18 protein-coding genes, 1 tRNA gene and 2 rRNA genes are annotated in these 18,398 nt (G+C 52.9%); 17 read left to right on the forward strand and 4 right to left on the reverse strand.

What is annotated here, in order from left to right:
• Window positions 1-63: 63 nt before the first annotated feature.
• On the reverse strand, window positions 64-2,013 hold the full coding sequence (gene csrD / locus B1H58_RS05300; RefSeq protein ID WP_085068395.1) for an RNase E specificity factor CsrD: 1,950 nt from the start codon (window positions 2,011-2,013) through the stop codon (window positions 64-66).
• Between the two features lie 213 nt (window positions 2,014-2,226).
• Between csrD and acuI the strand changes: the two genes are divergently transcribed.
• The 17 genes from acuI (at window position 2,227) to B1H58_RS05385 (ending at window position 17,804) form a co-directional block, all read left to right on the forward strand.
• Window positions 2,227-3,210 carry an acrylyl-CoA reductase (NADPH) gene (gene acuI / locus B1H58_RS05305; protein WP_085068397.1) on the forward strand — a complete coding sequence of 328 codons (984 nt, stop codon included), beginning with the start codon at window positions 2,227-2,229 and terminating at the stop codon, window positions 3,208-3,210.
• Window positions 3,211-3,328: 118 nt separating this feature from the next.
• Window positions 3,329-4,333, forward strand: coding sequence for a protein-methionine-sulfoxide reductase catalytic subunit MsrP (msrP, locus tag B1H58_RS05310; protein ID WP_085068399.1), 1,005 nt, complete (start codon window positions 3,329-3,331; stop codon window positions 4,331-4,333).
• Window positions 4,334-4,939 carry a protein-methionine-sulfoxide reductase heme-binding subunit MsrQ gene (msrQ, locus tag B1H58_RS05315; protein WP_085068401.1) on the forward strand — a complete coding sequence of 202 codons (606 nt, stop codon included), beginning with the start codon at window positions 4,334-4,336 and terminating at the stop codon, window positions 4,937-4,939.
• 234 nt (window positions 4,940-5,173) lie between these two features.
• A complete protein-coding gene (gene aroQ, locus B1H58_RS05320) occupies window positions 5,174-5,626 on the forward strand; it encodes a type II 3-dehydroquinate dehydratase (protein WP_085068403.1) in 453 nt (150 codons plus the stop codon).
• Window positions 5,627-5,647: 21 nt separating this feature from the next.
• Complete coding sequence (gene accB, locus B1H58_RS05325; RefSeq protein WP_085068405.1) at window positions 5,648-6,115, forward strand: acetyl-CoA carboxylase biotin carboxyl carrier protein; 468 nt, start codon at window positions 5,648-5,650, stop codon at window positions 6,113-6,115.
• A gap of 11 nt (window positions 6,116-6,126) precedes the next feature.
• Entirely contained in the window at window positions 6,127-7,476 is a 1,350-nt protein-coding gene (accC, locus tag B1H58_RS05330) for an acetyl-CoA carboxylase biotin carboxylase subunit (protein ID WP_085068407.1), read from the forward strand.
• Between the two features lie 60 nt (window positions 7,477-7,536).
• Window positions 7,537-7,797 carry a YhdT family protein gene (locus B1H58_RS05335; protein ID WP_237172454.1) on the forward strand — a complete coding sequence of 87 codons (261 nt, stop codon included), beginning with the start codon at window positions 7,537-7,539 and terminating at the stop codon, window positions 7,795-7,797.
• Window positions 7,787-9,238: a sodium/pantothenate symporter gene (gene panF, locus B1H58_RS05340; RefSeq protein ID WP_085068409.1), complete on the forward strand. Its 1,452-nt coding sequence runs from the start codon at window positions 7,787-7,789 to the stop codon at window positions 9,236-9,238. The genes B1H58_RS05335 and panF overlap by 11 nt, the downstream gene beginning before the upstream one ends.
• An 11-nt stretch (window positions 9,239-9,249) precedes the next feature.
• The gene (gene prmA / locus B1H58_RS05345; RefSeq protein WP_085068411.1) at window positions 9,250-10,131 is read left to right on the forward strand and encodes a 50S ribosomal protein L11 methyltransferase; all 882 of its coding nucleotides are present in this window, start codon (window positions 9,250-9,252) and stop codon (window positions 10,129-10,131) included.
• Between the two features lie 19 nt (window positions 10,132-10,150).
• Window positions 10,151-10,624, forward strand: coding sequence for a carbonic anhydrase family protein (locus tag B1H58_RS05350; RefSeq protein ID WP_237172455.1), 474 nt, complete (start codon window positions 10,151-10,153; stop codon window positions 10,622-10,624).
• Window positions 10,625-10,902: 278 nt separating this feature from the next.
• The gene (gene dusB / locus B1H58_RS05355) at window positions 10,903-11,868 is read left to right on the forward strand and encodes a tRNA dihydrouridine synthase DusB (RefSeq protein WP_085072236.1); all 966 of its coding nucleotides are present in this window, start codon (window positions 10,903-10,905) and stop codon (window positions 11,866-11,868) included.
• Window positions 11,869-11,892: 24 nt separating this feature from the next.
• A complete protein-coding gene (fis, locus tag B1H58_RS05360) occupies window positions 11,893-12,189 on the forward strand; it encodes a DNA-binding transcriptional regulator Fis (protein ID WP_000462905.1) in 297 nt (98 codons plus the stop codon).
• Window positions 12,190-12,382: 193 nt separating this feature from the next.
• Window positions 12,383-13,303 carry a kdo(2)-lipid IV(A) palmitoleoyltransferase gene (gene lpxP, locus B1H58_RS05365; RefSeq protein WP_085068415.1) on the forward strand — a complete coding sequence of 307 codons (921 nt, stop codon included), beginning with the start codon at window positions 12,383-12,385 and terminating at the stop codon, window positions 13,301-13,303.
• Window positions 13,304-13,650: 347 nt separating this feature from the next.
• Complete coding sequence (locus B1H58_RS05370) at window positions 13,651-14,676, forward strand: amino acid ABC transporter substrate-binding protein (RefSeq protein ID WP_085068417.1); 1,026 nt, start codon at window positions 13,651-13,653, stop codon at window positions 14,674-14,676.
• Between the two features lie 66 nt (window positions 14,677-14,742).
• Complete coding sequence (locus tag B1H58_RS05375) at window positions 14,743-15,921, forward strand: amino acid ABC transporter permease (protein WP_085068419.1); 1,179 nt, start codon at window positions 14,743-14,745, stop codon at window positions 15,919-15,921.
• Between the two features lie 15 nt (window positions 15,922-15,936).
• On the forward strand, window positions 15,937-17,037 hold the full coding sequence (locus B1H58_RS05380) for an amino acid ABC transporter permease (RefSeq protein WP_085068421.1): 1,101 nt from the start codon (window positions 15,937-15,939) through the stop codon (window positions 17,035-17,037).
• A gap of 11 nt (window positions 17,038-17,048) precedes the next feature.
• A complete protein-coding gene (locus B1H58_RS05385) occupies window positions 17,049-17,804 on the forward strand; it encodes an amino acid ABC transporter ATP-binding protein (RefSeq protein ID WP_085068423.1) in 756 nt (251 codons plus the stop codon).
• Window positions 17,805-17,950: 146 nt separating this feature from the next.
• Here B1H58_RS05385 and rrf (B1H58_RS05390) read toward each other — a convergent pair.
• The 3 genes from rrf (B1H58_RS05390) to rrf (B1H58_RS05400) all read right to left on the reverse strand — a co-directional run bounded on the left by rrf (B1H58_RS05390) (window position 17,951) and on the right by rrf (B1H58_RS05400) (window position 18,358).
• Window positions 17,951-18,066 (reverse strand): 5S ribosomal RNA (gene rrf / locus B1H58_RS05390).
• A gap of 86 nt (window positions 18,067-18,152) precedes the next feature.
• Window positions 18,153-18,228 (reverse strand) — tRNA-Thr (locus B1H58_RS05395).
• A gap of 14 nt (window positions 18,229-18,242) precedes the next feature.
• Window positions 18,243-18,358: ribosomal RNA gene (gene rrf, locus B1H58_RS05400) — 5S ribosomal RNA — on the reverse strand.
• Window positions 18,359-18,398: the final 40 nt, after the last annotated feature.

Below are 18,398 nucleotides of genomic sequence, written 5' to 3' on the forward strand. Positions count from 1 at the left end.
CGGTTGGCAGCCGCAACTAGCCGCTGGCTCCTTAACCGCGCGCCATTATGTCAAATCATCCGGCTAAACCCGAACTCTTTGCGAATATTTTTTCACATTACTATTAACCAGTTGTGAAGTAGAGAAAAAGTCGCCCTGGCCACCTGCAACACCAAGCGCTGACAGCGTTTGCCACTCTTCCCGCGTTCTGACGCCTGCGGCGAAAACCTGCGCCGGCGTCATGCTACACACCTCAATTAAGCTTTTCACAAACAGCTGATTTTCAGTTCGTCGTTCAATATTACGCACCAGACCCGGATGAAGCTTAATAAGCTCAACGCCCGCCTGGGTAATATAGGCGGTGCTGACTACCGTTAAGCCAGCCTGGCTGACCGCCAGACGACAGCCAAAACCTTTAAGCAATCGCAGCGCCGGTTGCAAACGATTGAAGTGTTGACACACTTCTGCCTCAGCAAGTTCAAATAAAAAACGTTGCCGCTGCGATTTAGTACACTGCAGCAGCATATCACGCAGCGTTCGCTGAAATGTCGGCTGTAATAATGAATCAATCGTCATCGGCACCGCCAGCGTCTCTTCCGGCCAGCAGGCAGAGAGCGTCATAATACGCTGCATCAGCTGATGGTCGTACGCCTCAGCCAGTCCCATCTGCTGTACTAACGGCATAAACTCTGCTGCCTGCAGCTCTTTTTCGCCGTCAAAAATGCGCGGCAACATCTCACGATGATGCACCCGACCATCGCGCAGTACGGCCGGCTTTTGATAGAGCCGTGGGCCGCCGCGCTTCAGCGTATGCTCCAGCAGCGTACGCCATTTAACGCTGCCGCGTCCGCCATCCACATCCGTTCCTTCCGCCGTCACCCATGTGTTGCCGCCCTGCAACGCAGCATGGCGTGTGGCCTGCTCAACGCTCTCCATCACCTGTTGTGTGGTTTGTCCGCTACGCCAGGCGCTAATGCCGATATGAATCATATTTTGCCGATCGATCATTACCGTCGGCGGCAGCGCATCAACCGCTTTGATTAGCTGAGCCGCGATGCCGTCCGCCTCTTTTAGCGTGCGGTGCGGCAACAGCACCATAAAATCACTGCGAAAATAGCGCGCCAGAAGAGCGCCGGAATAGCGCATAACAAACGTCGAAAGCATATTGACCAGGGAAAAGAGATAATCCTGTACCGCCCCGCTACCCCATCTTTCACTCAGGCTGTCGAAATCGGGCAGACGGATCATCATTACCACACCGTGCGTGCCCACTTTTTCCTGATCTTCTAATAGGGTCGCCAGTTGATTATCAAAAAAGAGCCGATTATTCAGGCCGGTCGCCGCATCCTGCGCAGTAAAGGCGCGGATAAGGGTATCAATGCGGGTACGCTGCTCGCCCGCTTCCAGGAGATCGTCCAGCAGCAGATCGATAGCCGTGGAGGCTTTCGATGGCCACTCATTGACGTTGCCGCGGCCAATCCCACGCCGTTCGCCGTCAATAATGCGTTCTGCTCGCTTTTCCAGGCTCTCCATTCCTTTGAGCTGACGCCATAACCAGCGCTGTGTAGGCACCAGCAGCAGCAACATAAATGCCGCTACCAGCACAACGGCAATAATCACCGAGGAACCGATAAAAGATTTAAACCAGGTATTCGCCGGATCAAGTACCTCAACACGCAATACCCAGCCGGGCTGATGCATTAGCGGCAGATCGTAACGGCGGAAGCGATTGGGAACGTCATCAAGTAGAGGATACTGACGGTGAGAAAGCGCAAGAATGGCTTTTTCTTTCCCGAGGATCTGTAAGCGTTCTATATCCATAAGCGGCATTGTACGCCGTAGCCATGGCGTCAGCTCGGCAGGACTTTGGGTCAGCAGCGCCTGATCCACTTCTGTTTTCAGCGTCTCTATCTGCTGCTCAGCCCATTCGCTACGTAGCCAGAAAAAGCTCAGCGTGCTGCCCGCCAACATTAATACTATTGCCAGAGTAATAAGCAGCGTTACAAACGCTGAGAGTTTTGTGGTTGATCGCATCCCTGTGCCTTTTTCACTGCGTTATGACTACGCCGCCACGATGAGAAGCGGGTGTCAGAGGGTAAACATATGGAGGTTATTCGCCCGGCCAGCGCTAAAAAAATCAATAGCCTGCGATTTATTTGCGGCGGGTCAGCCTCTGCTACCATTCGGCGAGTATAGTTGCCAAAGACTTTATCGTTACCATCGACTAACAAAATTCAGGAGAATCTCATGCAGGCTTTACTGATTGAACAAGCTGACGGCGCTTATCACGCAGCGCTGAGCGATATTTCGCCACAGCAGCTGCCGCCAGGTAATGTGACCGTAGATGTTAGCTGGTCGGGCATCAACTATAAAGATGCGCTGGCAATTACCGGTAAAGGCAAAATTATTCGCCAGTTTCCGATGGTGCCCGGCATCGACTTTGCAGGCACCGTGCACCACAGCGAAGATCCACGCTTCCATGTGGGACAGCAGGTTTTACTAACCGGCTTTGGCGTGGGTGAAACGCACTGGGGCGGCCTGGCGGAACAGGCGCGAGTCGATGGCGACTGGCTGGTGCCGCTGCCGGAAGGACTGACGGCGCGTCAGGCCATGATTTTGGGCACGGCGGGTTTTACTGCCATGCTGTGCGTTATGGCGCTGGAGGAAGGCGGCATTACCCCGGATAAAGGTGATGTACTGGTGACCGGTGCCAGCGGCGGCGTCGGCAGTACGGCAGTGGCTCTGCTCAGCGCGCTGGGCTATCAGGTCACCGCCGTCAGCGGCCGGGAAAGCAATACGGATTACTTGCGTCAGCTTGGTGCTGTAAAAGTCCTGCCGCGCAGCGAGTTTGCAACTGAAAGCCGCCCGCTGGAGAAACAGCGCTGGGCAGGCGCGATCGATACCGTTGGTGATAAGGTGCTGGCCTCGGTGCTGGCGCAAATGCACTATTCCGGCGTGGTGGCCGCCTGTGGTTTGGCTGGCGGATCAGCGCTGCCCACCTCTGTCATGCCTTTTATTCTGCGCAATGTTCGTTTGCAGGGTGTGGATTCGGTGCAAACGCCAGCGCCCCGACGGATTGAAGCCTGGAAACGCCTGGTGAAAACCATACCGGCCAGTTTCTTTCAACAGGCCACCACCGAGGTGACTTTATCGGCAGCGGCTGATGCCGCCCAGCGCCTGCTGGATAATCAAGTCACGGGTCGTACGCTGGTGAAAATCGCTCAGGGATAAAGCACGCCAGGAAATTTCATATTTTCACCTGAAAAACTGCGCTGGTTCGACGTTTTGCTTCATGCTTAGTTATCTGCTCTCCGCCAGCGCTGCGGAGAGCCTGCACAGGAGTAGAACCATGAAGCCGGTAAATAAGCTCACCGAAGCGGATGTCACCCCCGAAACGATTTTCCACCAGCAGCGTCGTCAGGTGCTTAAGGCGCTGGGTTTGGGCGCGGCGGCGCTCAGCGTGCCGGGAGGCGCACGTGCCGATGTGCTTTCCTGGTTCAGGGGCAACGATCGTCCGCCTGCGCCCGCTGGCCGCCCGCTGGATTTCAGCAAACCCGAGGCGTGGCAGGCCGCGTTGCCGCTCACGCCAGAAGACAAAGTCAGCGGTTACAACAATTTTTATGAATTTGGTCTGGATAAAGCGGACCCTGCCGCCAACGCCGGCACGCTGAAAACTGAAAACTGGAAAATCCGCATCGACGGTGAAGTGGCGAAACCGCTCACGCTGGATATGGACGATATCTTTAAACGCTTTCCCCAGCAGCAGCGTATTTACCGTATGCGCTGCGTGGAGGCCTGGTCGATGGTGATCCCCTGGGTCGGCTTCGAGCTGGGCGCGTTGCTGAAAGCCGTTGAACCCACCAGTCATGCGCGCTATGTCGCTTTCCAGACGCTTTATGCGCCCGACCAGATGCCAGGTCAAAAAGATCGCTTTATTGGCGGTGGACTGGATTATCCCTATGTTGAAGGACTGCGTCTGGATGAAGCGATGCATCCGCTGACGCTGCTTACCACCGGCGTTTACGGCAAAGCGCTGCCGCCGCAAAACGGCGCTCCGATCCGCCTGACGGTACCGTGGAAGTATGGTTTTAAAGGCATTAAATCGATTGTTCATATCAGGCTAACGCGTGAGCAGCCGCCAACGACCTGGAATCAGCTGGCGCCGAATGAGTACGGCTTCTTTGCCAACGTCAACCCGCATGTGGACCATCCGCGTTGGTCGCAGGCCAGCGAACGCTTTATCGGCAGCGGCGGCATTCTGGATGTGAAACGTCAGCCGACGCAGCTCTTTAACGGCTATGCCGGGCAGGTTGCTTCGCTCTACCGCGGGCTTGATTTAAGGGAGAATTACTGAGTGCGCCTGACGTTAAAACAGATAACGGGGCTGAAGGTTCTGCTGCACCTGGCGGGATTACTGCCCTTGCTGTGGCTGATATTTTCCATCGTGCAGGGCACAGGATTTAGCGCCGATCCGGCAAAAGATATTCAGCATTTTACCGGGCGTATGGCGCTAAAGTTTTTGCTGGCTACGCTGCTGGTGTCCCCGCTGGCGCGCTATGGCCGTCAGCCGCTGCTGATTCGTGTACGCCGCCTGCTGGGTTTATGGTGCTTTGCCTGGGCTACGCTGCATCTGGTGAGCTATGCGCTGCTGGAACTGGGGATCAGTAATCTGTCGCTGCTGGGTTCAGAGCTTATTTCACGTCCCTATTTAACGCTGGGCATTATCAGCTGGGCGATTCTGCTGGCGCTGGCGGTAACCTCGTTACAAAAATTCCAGCGTAAAATGGGGACTCGCTGGCAAACGCTGCATAACTTTGTCTATCTGGTGGCGATTCTCGCGCCAGTTCACTATATCTGGTCGGTAAAAGTGATCTCTCCGCAGCCGCTTATTTACGCATTACTGGCAATAATCCTGCTGGCCTGGCGTTATAAGAAACTTCGCCGATGGTGGTCTAAATAGCGGCATAATTTGTGCCGCATCCCACATATCTGTCTAACTCCCAGGAAACTTTTGCCACCCGCGTTGATAATCTCCGCAGATACGACCAGTATTTAGCTGCGAAAAGTAACGAAATAGATATAATGCCCGGCTTCGGTTGCTATGAAAGACTCTTTTCACTTCAGAAAGGTGACAAATGGCTTTTCACGAGGTATTTTACGCGATGCCTCACTTATTGCAGGAGATAGCAGCAAAATGGCGCATGATTTTCATATTCTGCTCTTGAATGGCCCCAACCTCAATTTATTGGGGACGCGTGAGCCAGACAAATATGGGCACGACACGCTGTCCGGGATCGTAGACGATCTGACATCGCAGGCCAGCGCGTTAAATGTGAAATTAAGCCATTTACAGTCGAATGCAGAACACGTTCTGATTGATCGTATTCACGAGGCGAAAGGCAATGTTGATTACATCATTATCAACCCGGCGGCGTTCACGCATACCAGCGTAGCGCTACGTGATGCGTTGCTGGCGGTGGATATTCCCTTTATTGAGGTACATATCACCAACGTGCATGCCCGTGAGTCTTTCCGCCACCATTCCTGGCTTTCTGATATTGCTGCCGGCGTAATCTGTGGACTTGGCGTCGACGGTTACTCCTGGGCTTTACAAACGGCAGTAAAACGCCTGTCAAAATCAAATTAAACAGAGTACGGAACCACACTCATGGATATTCGTAAGATTAAAAAACTGATCGAACTGGTTGAAGAATCCGGTATCGCTGAACTTGAAATTTCCGAAGGCGAAGAATCAGTTCGTATCAGCCGCGCACCTGCAGCCGCTCCTTATCCCATGATGCAACAGGCTTACGCCGTACCGGCTCCGCAGCCGGCGCTGGCGACCGCCGTTGCCCCAGCCAGCGCGCCGGCTATCGAAGCGCCTGCCGCCGCTGAACTGAGTGGTCACATTGTTCGCTCACCAATGGTCGGGACGTTCTACCGTACCCCGAGCCCGGACGCTAAAGCGTTTGTTGAAGTGGGCCAGAAGGTGAATATCGGCGATACCCTGTGCATCGTTGAAGCCATGAAAATGATGAACCAGATCGAAGCAGACAAGGCGGGCGTGGTTAAAGCTATCCTGGTCGAGAGCGGTCAACCTGTTGAGTTTGACGAGCCCCTGGTCGTCATCGAATAACGAGGCGAACCATGCTGGATAAAATTGTTATTGCCAACCGTGGTGAGATTGCCCTGCGTATTTTGCGTGCCTGCAAAGAATTAGGCATCAAAACCGTTGCAGTACACTCCACCGCGGATCGTGATTTAAAACATGTGCTGTTGGCAGACGAGACTGTTTGTATCGGTCCGGCGCCGTCTGTAAAAAGCTATCTGAATATTCCGGCATTGATCTCCGCTGCGGAAATCACCGGCGCGGTAGCGATTCACCCGGGCTACGGCTTCCTGTCAGAAAACGCTGATTTTGCCGAGCAGGTTGAGCGCTCCGGCTTTATTTTCATCGGTCCTCGTGCCGAAACGATTCGTCTGATGGGCGATAAAGTTTCCGCGATTAACGCGATGAAAAAAGCGGGCGTGCCTTGCGTACCTGGCTCTGACGGCCCGCTGGGCGATGATATGGATAAGAACCGGGCGATCGCGAAACGTATCGGCTATCCGGTTATTATCAAAGCCTCCGGCGGCGGCGGCGGACGCGGTATGCGCGTTGTCCGCAGCGATAAAGAACTGGAAAACTCCATCAGCATGACGCGTGCGGAAGCGAAAGCCGCTTTCAACAACGACATGGTTTATATGGAGAAGTACCTGGAAAACCCGCGCCACATCGAAATTCAGGTGTTGGCTGACGGCCAGGGCAACGCGATCTATCTGGCTGAACGCGACTGTTCTATGCAGCGCCGTCACCAGAAAGTCGTGGAAGAAGCGCCAGCACCAGGTATTACCGCTGAAATGCGCCGTTATATCGGTGAGCGCTGCACCCAGGCCTGCGTTGAGATCGGCTATCGCGGCGCGGGTACTTTTGAATTCCTGTATGAAAACGGCGAGTTCTACTTTATTGAGATGAACACCCGTATTCAGGTTGAGCATCCGGTGACCGAAATGATTACCGGCGTGGATCTGATCAAAGAGCAGCTGCGTGTCGCTGCAGGTCAGCCGCTGTCGATCAAACAGGAAGAAGTGGTGGTGAAAGGCCACGCGGTGGAGTGCCGTATCAACGCGGAAGATCCGAATACGTTCCTGCCAAGTCCGGGCAAAATCACGCGCTTCCATGCGCCGGGTGGTTTTGGTGTACGTTGGGAATCGCATATTTATGCCGGTTACACCGTGCCGCCGTACTATGACTCCATGATTGGCAAGCTGATCACTTACGGTGAAAACCGTGATGTGGCGATTGCCCGCATGAAAAACGCGCTGGCTGAGCTGATCATCGACGGGATTAAAACCAACGTCGAACTGCAGATGAAGATCATGTGCGATGAAAACTTCCAGCACGGTGGTACCAATATCCACTATCTGGAGAAAAAGCTGGGTCTGGCAGAGAAATAATTTTTCTGTTGTCCTGTCTGAGGCCGGCTTGTCCGGCCTTTTTTCTTTCTGGTTTTGCTGATGATGAAAAGCACTTCTCTCGATACGCGCTTTATTCAGGCACACCGTGAGGCCCGCTGGTCCTTCTGGCTGGCAGTGGCTTATCTTACCGTCTGGGCGCTTTCAGCCTGGCTGGGCGGTGTACAACCCGGCTTTACCGGCCTGCCGCGCTGGTTCGAGCTTTCCTGTCTGTTTGCGCCCCTGCTGTTTATTTTCCTGTGCTGGTTGATGGTTCGCGTCTGCTTCCGTGATATTCCGCTGGAGGATGAGGATGCAAACTGAAGTTATTCTTCCCCTGCTTGGTTACCTGCTGCTGATTGCCCTGCTCTCGGTCTACGCCATGCGTAAACGCCGTCAGGGAAACTTTCTTAACGAATATTTTCTTGGCGGGCGCTCTATGGGCGGCTTCGTACTGGCGATGACGCTGACCACTACCTATATCAGCGCCAGCTCCTTTATTGGCGGGCCTGGCGCAGCATATAAATATGGGCTGGGCTGGGTACTGCTGGCGATGATTCAGGTTCCCGCCGTCTGGTTATCGCTTGGCGTGCTGGGTAAAAAGTTCGCCATTCTGGCGCGACGTTACAATGCGGTAACCCTTAACGATATGCTTTACGCGCGCTACCGCAGCTCGCTGGTGGTTTGGCTGGCCAGTATTAGCCTGCTGGTGGCGTTTGTTGGTGCCATGACCGTACAGTTTATCGGCGGCGCCCGGCTGCTGGAAACCGCAGCAGGCATTCCATACGATACCGGTTTGCTGATTTTCGGCGGCACCATTGCGCTCTATACCGCGTTCGGCGGTTTTCGTGCCAGCGTGCTGAACGATGCGATGCAGGGACTGGTGATGCTGATCGGCACCTTTTTGCTGCTGTTCGCCGTGATACATGAGGCAGGCGGTATGCATGCGGCGGTGAGTAAACTACAGCATATCGATCCGCGTCTGGTCACGCCGCAGGGCGTCGATAATATTATTACGCCCACTTTTCTCTCTTCCTTTATTGTTCTGGTCTGTTTTGGCGTTATCGGCCTGCCCCATACCGCCGTGCGTTGCATCTCTTATAAAGACAGCAAAGCGGTGCATCGCGGCATTATCGTTGGCACGATTGTGGTTTCGGTGCTGGTTTTTGGTATGCATCTGGCCGGTGCGCTCGGTCGTGCGCTGTTGCCCGATCTGACTATCCCGGATCGGGTTATTCCCACCCTGATGCTGACCGTCCTGCCGCCCTTTGCCGCCGGGATCTTTCTGGCCGCGCCGATGGCGGCAATTATGTCGACGATCAATGCTCAGCTGCTGCAATCCTCTGCAACGATCGTTAAAGATCTCTATCTGCGGCTTTATCCACAGCAGCTGGAGAACGAGCCACGGCTGCGCCGTCTTTCCGGCATCGTTACGCTGGTGCTGGGAATGCTGCTGCTGCTGGCGGCGTGGAATCCGCCCGATATGCTGATCTGGCTGAATCTGCTGGCGTTCGGCGGGCTGGAGGCGGTCTTTCTCTGGCCGCTGGTGTTAGGCCTCTATTGGGAAAAAGCCAATGCCGCTGGCGCTCTGAGCGCGATGATTGTCGGCGCGACCTGTTATACCCTGTTGGCAGCGCTGCAGCTGCAGCCAGCAGGCTTTCATCCTATCGTGCCGGCCCTGCTGTTAAGCCTGCTGGCATTTATTATCGGTAACCAGTTTGGTCGCCCGGCTTCAGCGTCGGACGCCTCCTCACTGTATGAATAAAGAGAATCGCTATGCCCTGGATACAAATCAAGATCAACACAACCGGCGCGGATGCAGAAGCGCTGGGTGACCTGTTAATGGAACAGGGAGCCGTGTCGGTAACCTTCCAGGATACTCACGATACGCCGGTGTTTGAGCCGCTGCCGGGCGAGACGCGCCTGTGGGGCGATACCGATGCTATCGGCCTGTTTGATGCCGAAACGGATATGGCGGAAGTGGTTAGCCTGCTGGAACAGGATCCGCTGCTGGGCCAGGGCTTTCGCCATAAGATCGAACAGATCGAAGATAAAGACTGGGAACGCGAATGGATGGAAAATTTCCACCCGATGCGCTTTGGGCAACGTTTATGGATCTGCCCAAGCTGGCGCGACGTGCCCGATCCCACTGCGGTTAATGTGATGCTCGATCCGGGTCTCGCTTTTGGAACCGGTACGCATCCTACGACCGCTATGTGCCTGAGCTGGCTTGACGGGCTGGATTTACAGGGCAAAACCGTGATCGATTTCGGCTGTGGCTCCGGTATTCTTGCTATCGCGGCCCTGAAGCTTGGCGCTGCGCAGGCGATCGGGATCGATATCGATCCGCAGGCCATTCAGGCCAGCCGCGACAATGCTGAGCGCAATGGCGTATCCGGGCGCTTATCGCTCTATCTGCCCCACCAGCAGCCAGATAACCTGAGCGCCGATGTGGTGGTCGCGAATATCCTTGCCGGACCGCTACGTGAGCTAGCACCGCTTATCAGCGTCCTGCCGAAAACGGGTGGCCACTTAGGTCTGTCGGGTATTCTTGCCAGTCAGGCAGACAGCGTTTGTGAAGCTTACAGCGAACGCTTTGAGCTTGACCCTGTGGCGGAAAAAGAGGAGTGGTGCCGCATTACCGGTATTCGCCGCTAAGCCTGCCTGCCCGCGCGTTGTGAGTGGCTATCGCAACGCGCCATTTCCTTTTTCCTCTTTTCTGCTTACAGATAGCTGTCTGTTTTTTGTACTATCAGCACGGATTAAAGACGCCTCTGATAAACAAAAAAGGGATAGCATGATGCAAAAAACAATAGCCGTGCTGCTGAGCTTGCCGCTGGCCTGGGCGGCATCGGTCCTTGCAGAAAATCAATGGTCCTATAAAGGGAGTGCTTCACCAGGGCACTGGAGCGAACTCAACGAGCAGTGGTTTTTCTGCAATAAAGGACGATACCAGTCACCCATTGATATCAGCGATCCTGTCGCGGGAAATCTGCCGAAAAACCTCTCTTTAGCGTTGCTTTTTCCGCAGGATAAACATTATTACCGGTTCAGCGGTTCCCTGACCACGCCGCCCTGTACGGAAGGCGTGATATGGCCGGCAAATCGTGGAATAAGATGGTGCCTTAACGCTATCCAGATAAAGCCATAGCGGGTTGCAGAGGCGTTATTGATGTCATATCTGTGGTTTTAAGCGCCGGAAAGACGCTTTTATCCTGTGGATGAGATCACATTTTAATAAAAATCTTTGCACACAATTTAATCGAGAAATTTTAAATGCATGTTTTTAAAGGACAAAGTTTTGAGGGTCATGGAGTAACCGACTTTTCTATGATTTTTACCCAATGATTGTTCAAAGTTTGGCCTTTCATCTTCAGTAAAAAATGCGTAATATACGCCGCCTTGCGAGTAGATACGGTCACTTCTTTCATGCGCATTGGACAACACCAGCTCCGTAATCAACTGATAGCCGCTCCGATGGCCGGTATTACTGACAGGCCTTTCAGAACGCTCTGTTATCAGATGGGGGCCGGAATGGCCGTTTCCGAGATGATGTCGTCAAACCCAGAAGTTTGGGCCAGCGATAAGTCTCGTTTGCGTATGGTACATAGTGACGAGCCCGGAATTCGCGCCGTGCAGATTGCCGGTTGCGATCCTGATGAAATGGCTGAAGCGGCACGGATTAATGTTGCGTCCGGCGCTCAGGTTATTGATATCAATATGGGCTGCCCGGCCAAAAAAGTTAATCGTAAGATGGCAGGCTCTGCGCTGCTGCAATATCCCGACGTGGTGAAGAATATTCTTACCGCTGTGGTTAATGCAGTAGAGGTGCCGGTTACCTTAAAGATTCGTACCGGCTGGGATAGAGATAATCGTAATTGCACTGAAATTGCCCAATTGGCTGAACGTTGTGGTATCCAGGCTTTGACCATTCATGGCCGAACCCGCGCCTGTTTGTTCAATGGCAACGCTGAATACGACAGCATTCGGACAGTTAAGCAGAACGTTTCCATTCCGGTTATCGCGAACGGAGACATTACTGACCCGCACAAGGCCAGGGCGGTGCTCGACTATACGGGAGCTGATGCTCTGATGATAGGACGCGCCGCTCAGGGAAGACCGTGGATCTTCCGGGAAATCCAGCATTATCTGGACACTGGGGAGTTGCTCCCACCCATGCCGCTGGCAGAAGTGAAGCGCTTGCTCATCGGGCATATACGGGAACTGCACGACTTTTACGGTCACGGCAAGGGATACCGTATTGCACGAAAACACGTTTCCTGGTATCTCCAGGAAAACGCCCCAAACGACCAGTTTCGGCGCACATTCAACGCCATTGAGGATGCCAGCGAACAGCTGGAGGCGTTGGAGGCATACTTCGAAAAACTTGCGTAAACGAAATAAAGAGCTGACAGAACTATGTTCGAACAACGCGTAAATTCTGACGTACTGACCGTTTCTACCGTTAACTCACAGGATCAGGTGACGCAAAAGCCGCTGCGTGATTCGGTAAAACAGGCACTGAAGAACTATTTTGCTCAACTGAATGGTCAGGATGTTAATGATCTGTATGAGCTGGTACTGGCTGAAGTAGAGCAGCCTCTGTTGGACATGGTGATGCAATATACCCGTGGCAACCAGACCCGTGCAGCCCTGATGATGGGTATCAACCGCGGTACGCTGCGTAAGAAACTGAAAAAATACGGCATGAATTAATTTCTTCGCTGTGAAAAAAGGCGCTCCATTCGGATGCGCCTTTTTTAATGTCTGGACCTCAAGAATTGTCCGTTTTTTGTAAATCTGGCCTGCCCGGCCTAACTTCTGTTTACCATCGTTGTCTGAGAAACTGTACCGCGACTGATTGCCATCTTTATGCGTTACATCTTTTTTTTACGCATATGAGAGCGTCATGAAATCATCACCACGTTTTACCCTTGATATGCTGCATCCCCGCCACTGGCTTACCTGGTTTGGTCTTGGCGTTCTGTTTCTGTTGGTTCAGCTTCCCTTTCCGCTGCTTGAGAAGCTGGGTGTCTGGATGGGTCGTACCTCGATGCGCTTTTTGCCGCGCCGGGTACGTATTACACGTCGTAATTTAGAGCTCTGCTTCCCTGATCTTAGCTCATCCGAGCTGGAACAACGCATCATCCATAATTTCGAATCGTTAGGTATGGGCCTGATGGAAACCGGCATGGCGTGGTTTTGGTCCGACGCACGCGTGAAGCGCTGGTTTACCGTCAATGGTTTACATAACCTCCAGGCAGCACAGAAAAACAAACGCGGCGCGCTGATTATTGGCGTGCATTTTATGTCGCTGGAGCTGGGCGGCCGCACGATGGGCCTGTGTCAGCCGATGATGGCGATGTACCGCCCGCATAACAACAAACTGATGGAATGGGTGCAAACCAAAGGCCGTATGCGCTCTAATAAAGCCATGATCGACCGTCGTGACCTGCGCGGTATGGTAAAAGCGCTTAAGCAAGGCGAGGCCGTATGGTTTGCTCCCGATCAGGATTACGGCCCGAAAGGCAGCGTATTTGCTCCGCTTTTTGCGGTTCCGCAGGCGGCGACCACTAACGGTACCTTTATGCTGGCCCGCATGGCGAAACCGGCGATGATCACCGTGGTGTTGATTCGTAAAGAGCGTGGCCAGGGATATGAACTGGTTATTCAGCCAGAGCTGGAAAACTATCCGCTGGAAGATGAACAGGCTGCCGCTGCCTATATGAATAAAATTATTGAACGGGAAATTCTGCGCGCACCAAGCCAATATCTATGGCTACACCGTCGTTTTAAAACCCGTCCGGTAGGCACTGCCTCACTCTATTAGTTAACCCGATCGATGAAAGCCCGTTAGTGGTAACACTAACGGGCTTTTTTTATGCAGATCGCGGCACAGGTGTAATGTGCGCGCCAGTTCACATTCCAGTCATCCTCTTTAACTCTTTGCACTCTTTGTGATCGCCACACCTTACGTCGCCTCATACTGGTGCGCGATAGTAGCCAAACTTTTCCGTTACCTTCCGTTATTAATCGCTTTTCTACAAAGAACCAGGATCCTGCAACTCTGGCACTCTCTTTGCACAGTTGTGAATGGCTAACCGCCGCAGACAGGAAAAGCGCAGCACAAGCGCTCGTCACCCCATAACGATATGATCACGCCACACAGGATGATTTATGAATAAAACGATGCTTTCCGCTGTGTTAGCTACCGCGTCGCTGCTGGCTATCGCAAATCAGGCTCATGCCGGCGCTACGCTTGACGCCATTAAAAAGAAAGGGTTTATTCAGTGCGGGATTAGCGATGGCCTGCCAGGATTTTCCTATGCTGATGCCAACGGTAAATTTACCGGGCTGGATGTCGATTTGTGCCGGGCCACCGCCGCCGCGCTATTTGGCGACGCAACCAAAGTAAAATATACCCCGCTTACCGCTAAAGAGCGCTTTACTGCCTTGCAATCGGGCGAAGTTGATATTTTATCGCGCAACACCACCTGGACATCCTCACGCGACGGCGGTATGGGCTTCCTGTTTGCTGGCGTCAACTACTATGACGGCATCGGCTTTCTTACCCATAACAAAGCCGGGCTGAAAAGCGCGAAAGAGCTTGATGGCGCCACCGTATGTATCCAGGCCGGGACCGACACCGAGCTAAACGTGGCGGATTACTTTAAAGCGAACAAGATGCAGTACACGCCCGTTACCTTCGATCGCTCCGATGAGTCAGCGAAGGCGCTCGACAGCGGTCGCTGCGATACGCTGGCTTCCGATCAGTCACAGCTCTATGCCTTGCGCATCAAGCTGGGCAAGCCTGACGAATTTATTGTCCTGCCTGAAGTGATTTCAAAAGAACCGCTTGGCCCGGTTGTTCGTCGAGGCGATGATGACTGGTTCACTATCGTAAAATGGTCTTTCTATGCCATGCTGAATGCCGAAGAGATGGGTATTAACTCGAAAAACGTCGACCAAATGGCGGCCAAACCCAGCACGCCGGATATGGCACATTTGCTGGGTTCAGAAGGCGATTTCGGTAAGGATCTGAAGCTGGATAATAAATGGGCTTATAACATCATCAAGCAGGTCGGCAACTATCAGGAGAGTTTCGATCGCAACGTAGGTAAAGATAGCCCGCTTAAAATAGCGCGTGGGCAAAACGCGCTCTGGAAAGATGGCGGCATCCAGTACGCACCTCCCGTACGTTAATTCCTGCCAGTACACCGGGCACCGCTTACGGTGCCCTCGCCAGAATTTTCGCTTTTGAGGTCGATCATGTCTCAACGCCCAACCGTGAAAAGGGACTTTTCATTCTCTAATCCTGCGGTTCGCGCCTGGCTTTACCAGATTTTCGCCGTTGTCGCCGTTTTCGCCGTAGTGGGATACCTCATCCATAATACCGTTCTCAATCTGGCCAACCGGGGCATTACCTCCGGCTTCGGCTTCCTGGAACGCAGCGCTGGCTTCGGGATTGTTCAGCACCTTATCGAGTATTCTGATGGTGATACCTATGCGCGTGTTTTTCTGGTTGGCTTAACCAATACGCTGCTGGTCTCTGCGCTTTGTATTGTTTTTGCTTCCGTACTGGGCTTTTTTATCGGCCTGGCGCGCCTTTCTGATAATTGGCTGCTGCGTAAAATCTCAACCTTCTATATCGAAACCTTCCGTAATATTCCGCCGCTGCTGCAAATATTCTTCTGGTACTTCGCCGTGCTGCGAAATTTGCCCGGGCCCAGACAGGCGCTGAATGCTTTAGATCTGGCGTTTATCAGTAATCGCGGGCTTTATATTCCCTGGCCGGAGTATGCTCCAGGGACGTGGCCTTTTATCGTTGCCCTGCTGTTGGCCACTATCGCTACCGTTGCCCTGTTTCGTTTTAATCGCAACTATCAGCTGAAAACCGGCAGGCTACGCCGCACCTGGCCCGCAGCTGTGGCAATGCTGGTTATTTTACCGCTGATCGCCCATTTGCTGTTCGGCGCGGCGATGCACTGGGATATTCCTGCACTGCGTGGTTTTAACTTTCGTGGCGGTTTTGTATTGATACCTGAACTGGCTGCGCTCACCCTGGCGCTCTCTATTTATACCTCTTCGTTTATCGCCGAGGTGATCCGTTCAGGCATTGAGTCAGTACCGCATGGACAACATGAAGCTGCCATGTCGTTGGGTTTGCCTAATCCGGTTAGCTTGCGACAGGTCATCCTTCCGCAGGCGATGCGGGTCATTATTCCACCGCTAACCAGCCAGTATCTGAATATCGTAAAAAACTCCTCGCTGGCGGCTGCCATCGGCTATCCCGATATGGTTTCGCTGTTTGCCGGCACGGTTCTTAACCAGACCGGCCAGGCAATAGAGACGATTGCCATGACGATGGCGGTTTATCTGACAATCAGCCTGTTGATCTCGCTGCTTATGAACATCTACAACCGCAAAATCGCTCTGGTTGAACGTTAAAAGGTACGACTTACCATGACAGTAACCACACACGATCCGTCTCCCGTCCCGACAAATGTTGTTATGCGCATGTCGCGTTGGGCACATAAAAATCTGTTTTCCAGCTGGTTCAATACGCTGCTGACTTTGCTCTGCTTATGGATTATATGGAGCGTTATTCCGCCTGCGCTGAACTGGTTGATTTTCCAGGCTAACTGGTTTGGCGAAAGCCGTGCCGACTGTACAAAAGAAGGGGCATGCTGGGTATTTATTCACGCCCGTTTTGGCCAGTTTATGTATGGGCTTTATCCGCATGAACTGCGCTGGCGTATCAATATTACATTAATCATCGGGCTGCTTTCTCTTATACCGATGTTTATCAGGCGGATGCCACGCCGTGGTCGCTATATTGCCGTCTGGGCTATGGTATTTCCCCTTTTTGTCTGGCTGATGCTCTATGGCGGTCTGTTTGGCCTTGAGCGCGTAGAAACGCGTCAATGGGGTGGTTTAACGCTGACGTTGATTATTGCAGCTGTTGGGATTGCCGGCGCTTTACCGCTGGGCATTTTACTGGCTCTGGGACGCCGCTCCACCCTGCCGGTGGTACGGGCACTGTCAGTGATTTTCATTGAGTTCTGGCGCGGCGTGCCCCTGATTACCGTACTGTTTATGTCATCCGTTATGCTGCCGCTGTTTATGGCTGAGGGAACATCGATAGATAAGCTGGTACGGGCCCTGGTGGGCGTTATTCTCTTTCAGTCGGCCTATGTTGCAGAAGTGGTACGCGGCGGATTACAGGCGTTGCCAAAAGGACAAACTGAAGCGGCGGAATCTTTGGCGCTCGGCTACTGGAAAACCCAACTGTTAATTATTCTTCCTCAGGCCCTCAAACTCACCATCCCTGGCCTGGTCAATACCATTATCGCCCTGTTCAAAGATACCAGTCTGGTCATCATTATCGGTCTGTTTGATCTGTTCAGTAGCGTACAGCAGGCTACTGTCGATCCAGCCTGGCTCGGTATGTCGACTGAAGGCTACGTTTTTGCTGCGCTGGTTTACTGGATCTTTTGCTTCGGTATGTCACGTTACAGTCAGCACCTTGAGAACCGTTTTAACACCGGGCGTAAAGCACATTAAGGAATATTCTAATGAAACCTGTGACTCATTCTGCAGATACAATGATTACGCTTGAAAATGTGAACAAGTGGTACGGGCAGTTTCATGTGCTGAAAAATATTAATCTTACGGTAAAACCGCGTGAACGTATCGTGCTGTGCGGCCCTTCCGGCTCCGGAAAATCAACGACAATCCGCTGCATTAATCATCTTGAAGAGCATCAGCAGGGACGAATCATTGTGGATGGCATTCATTTAAATAACGACCTGCGCAATATTGAAAAAGTCCGTACTGAAGTCGGCATGGTATTCCAGCATTTTAATCTTTTCCCGCACCTGACAGTGCTGCAGAACTGTACCCTTGCGCCAATCTGGGTGCGAAAGACGCCCAAAAAAGAGGCTGAGGCGTTGGCGATGCATTACCTGGAGCGGGTTCGTATCGCTGAACATGCTCATAAATTTCCCGGACAGATTTCTGGCGGTCAGCAGCAGCGGGTAGCGATTGCTCGTTCACTTTGTATGAAGCCTAAAATTATGCTGTTCGATGAGCCGACATCAGCGCTTGATCCTGAAATGGTAAAAGAGGTTTTGGATACCATGATTGGTCTGGCAGAAGATGGTATGACGATGCTTTGCGTTACGCATGAGATGGGCTTTGCCCGTACCGTAGCCGATCGGGTGATCTTTATGGATCGCGGGGAGATTGTAGAACAGGCACCCCCTGAAGAATTCTTCGCGCATCCTAAATCAGAGCGTACGCGTATGTTTTTATCGCAGGTTATTCATTAAGCCAGTTTGGAACTCTACTCCGGGCTGGGGTAGATAGTGTATAACTGCCTAACAGAGATATATCTATTAACGGCCAGCAAAAATTTCTTTGATAATCAGAAACGAAAAAGCCTCAGCTTTCGCTGAGGCTCTGTCGTTTATTTGATGCCTGGCAGTTCCCTACTCTCGCATGGGGAGACCCCACACTACCATCGGCGCTACGGCGTTTCACTTCTGAGTTCGGCATGGGGTCAGGTGGGACCACCGCGCTCTTGCCGCCAGGCAAATCTTTTTATAAGTTGTCTAAGACGACTTATTTAAACTGTTGCTTTTTAAGCATGGGCCACATTACTGCCGCCCTGATAAAACTGGTGCTGATACCCAGAGTCGAACTGGGGACCTCACCCTTACCAAGGGTGCGCTCTACCAACTGAGCCATATCAGCACACTAAATTTGATGCCTGGCAGTTCCCTACTCTCGCATGGGGAGGCCCCACACTACCATCGGCGCTGCGGCGTTTCACTTCTGAGTTCGGCATGGGGTCAGGTGGGACCACCGCGCTCTCGCCGCCAGGCAAATTCTGTTTCCGCACGCCGCCCGCAGGGCCACGCACG

It is taken from the genome of Pantoea alhagi, from assembly GCF_002101395.1.
Taxonomy (GTDB): Bacteria; Pseudomonadota; Gammaproteobacteria; order Enterobacterales; family Enterobacteriaceae; genus Mixta; species Mixta alhagi.

Bases quoted from the DNA above. Each gene is read 5' to 3' on its own strand.
- csrD (WP_085068395.1), bottom strand. From the start codon at position 2,013: ATGCGATCAACCACAAAACTCTCAGCGTTTGTAACGCTGCTTATTACT.
- acuI (WP_085068397.1), top strand. From the start codon at position 2,227: ATGCAGGCTTTACTGATTGAACAAGCTGACGGCGCTTATCACGCAGCG.
- msrP (WP_085068399.1), top strand. From the start codon at position 3,329: ATGAAGCCGGTAAATAAGCTCACCGAAGCGGATGTCACCCCCGAAACG.
- aroQ (WP_085068403.1), top strand. From the start codon at position 5,174: ATGGCGCATGATTTTCATATTCTGCTCTTGAATGGCCCCAACCTCAAT.
- accB (WP_085068405.1), top strand. From the start codon at position 5,648: ATGGATATTCGTAAGATTAAAAAACTGATCGAACTGGTTGAAGAATCC.
- accC (WP_085068407.1), top strand. From the start codon at position 6,127: ATGCTGGATAAAATTGTTATTGCCAACCGTGGTGAGATTGCCCTGCGT.
- B1H58_RS05335 (WP_237172454.1), top strand. From the start codon at position 7,537: ATGATGAAAAGCACTTCTCTCGATACGCGCTTTATTCAGGCACACCGT.
- panF (WP_085068409.1), top strand. From the start codon at position 7,787: ATGCAAACTGAAGTTATTCTTCCCCTGCTTGGTTACCTGCTGCTGATT.
- prmA (WP_085068411.1), top strand. From the start codon at position 9,250: ATGCCCTGGATACAAATCAAGATCAACACAACCGGCGCGGATGCAGAA.
- dusB (WP_085072236.1), top strand. From the start codon at position 10,903: ATGCGCATTGGACAACACCAGCTCCGTAATCAACTGATAGCCGCTCCG.
- fis (WP_000462905.1), top strand. From the start codon at position 11,893: ATGTTCGAACAACGCGTAAATTCTGACGTACTGACCGTTTCTACCGTT.
- lpxP (WP_085068415.1), top strand. From the start codon at position 12,383: ATGAAATCATCACCACGTTTTACCCTTGATATGCTGCATCCCCGCCAC.
- B1H58_RS05370 (WP_085068417.1), top strand. From the start codon at position 13,651: ATGAATAAAACGATGCTTTCCGCTGTGTTAGCTACCGCGTCGCTGCTG.
- B1H58_RS05375 (WP_085068419.1), top strand. From the start codon at position 14,743: ATGTCTCAACGCCCAACCGTGAAAAGGGACTTTTCATTCTCTAATCCT.
- B1H58_RS05380 (WP_085068421.1), top strand. From the start codon at position 15,937: ATGACAGTAACCACACACGATCCGTCTCCCGTCCCGACAAATGTTGTT.
- B1H58_RS05385 (WP_085068423.1), top strand. From the start codon at position 17,049: ATGAAACCTGTGACTCATTCTGCAGATACAATGATTACGCTTGAAAAT.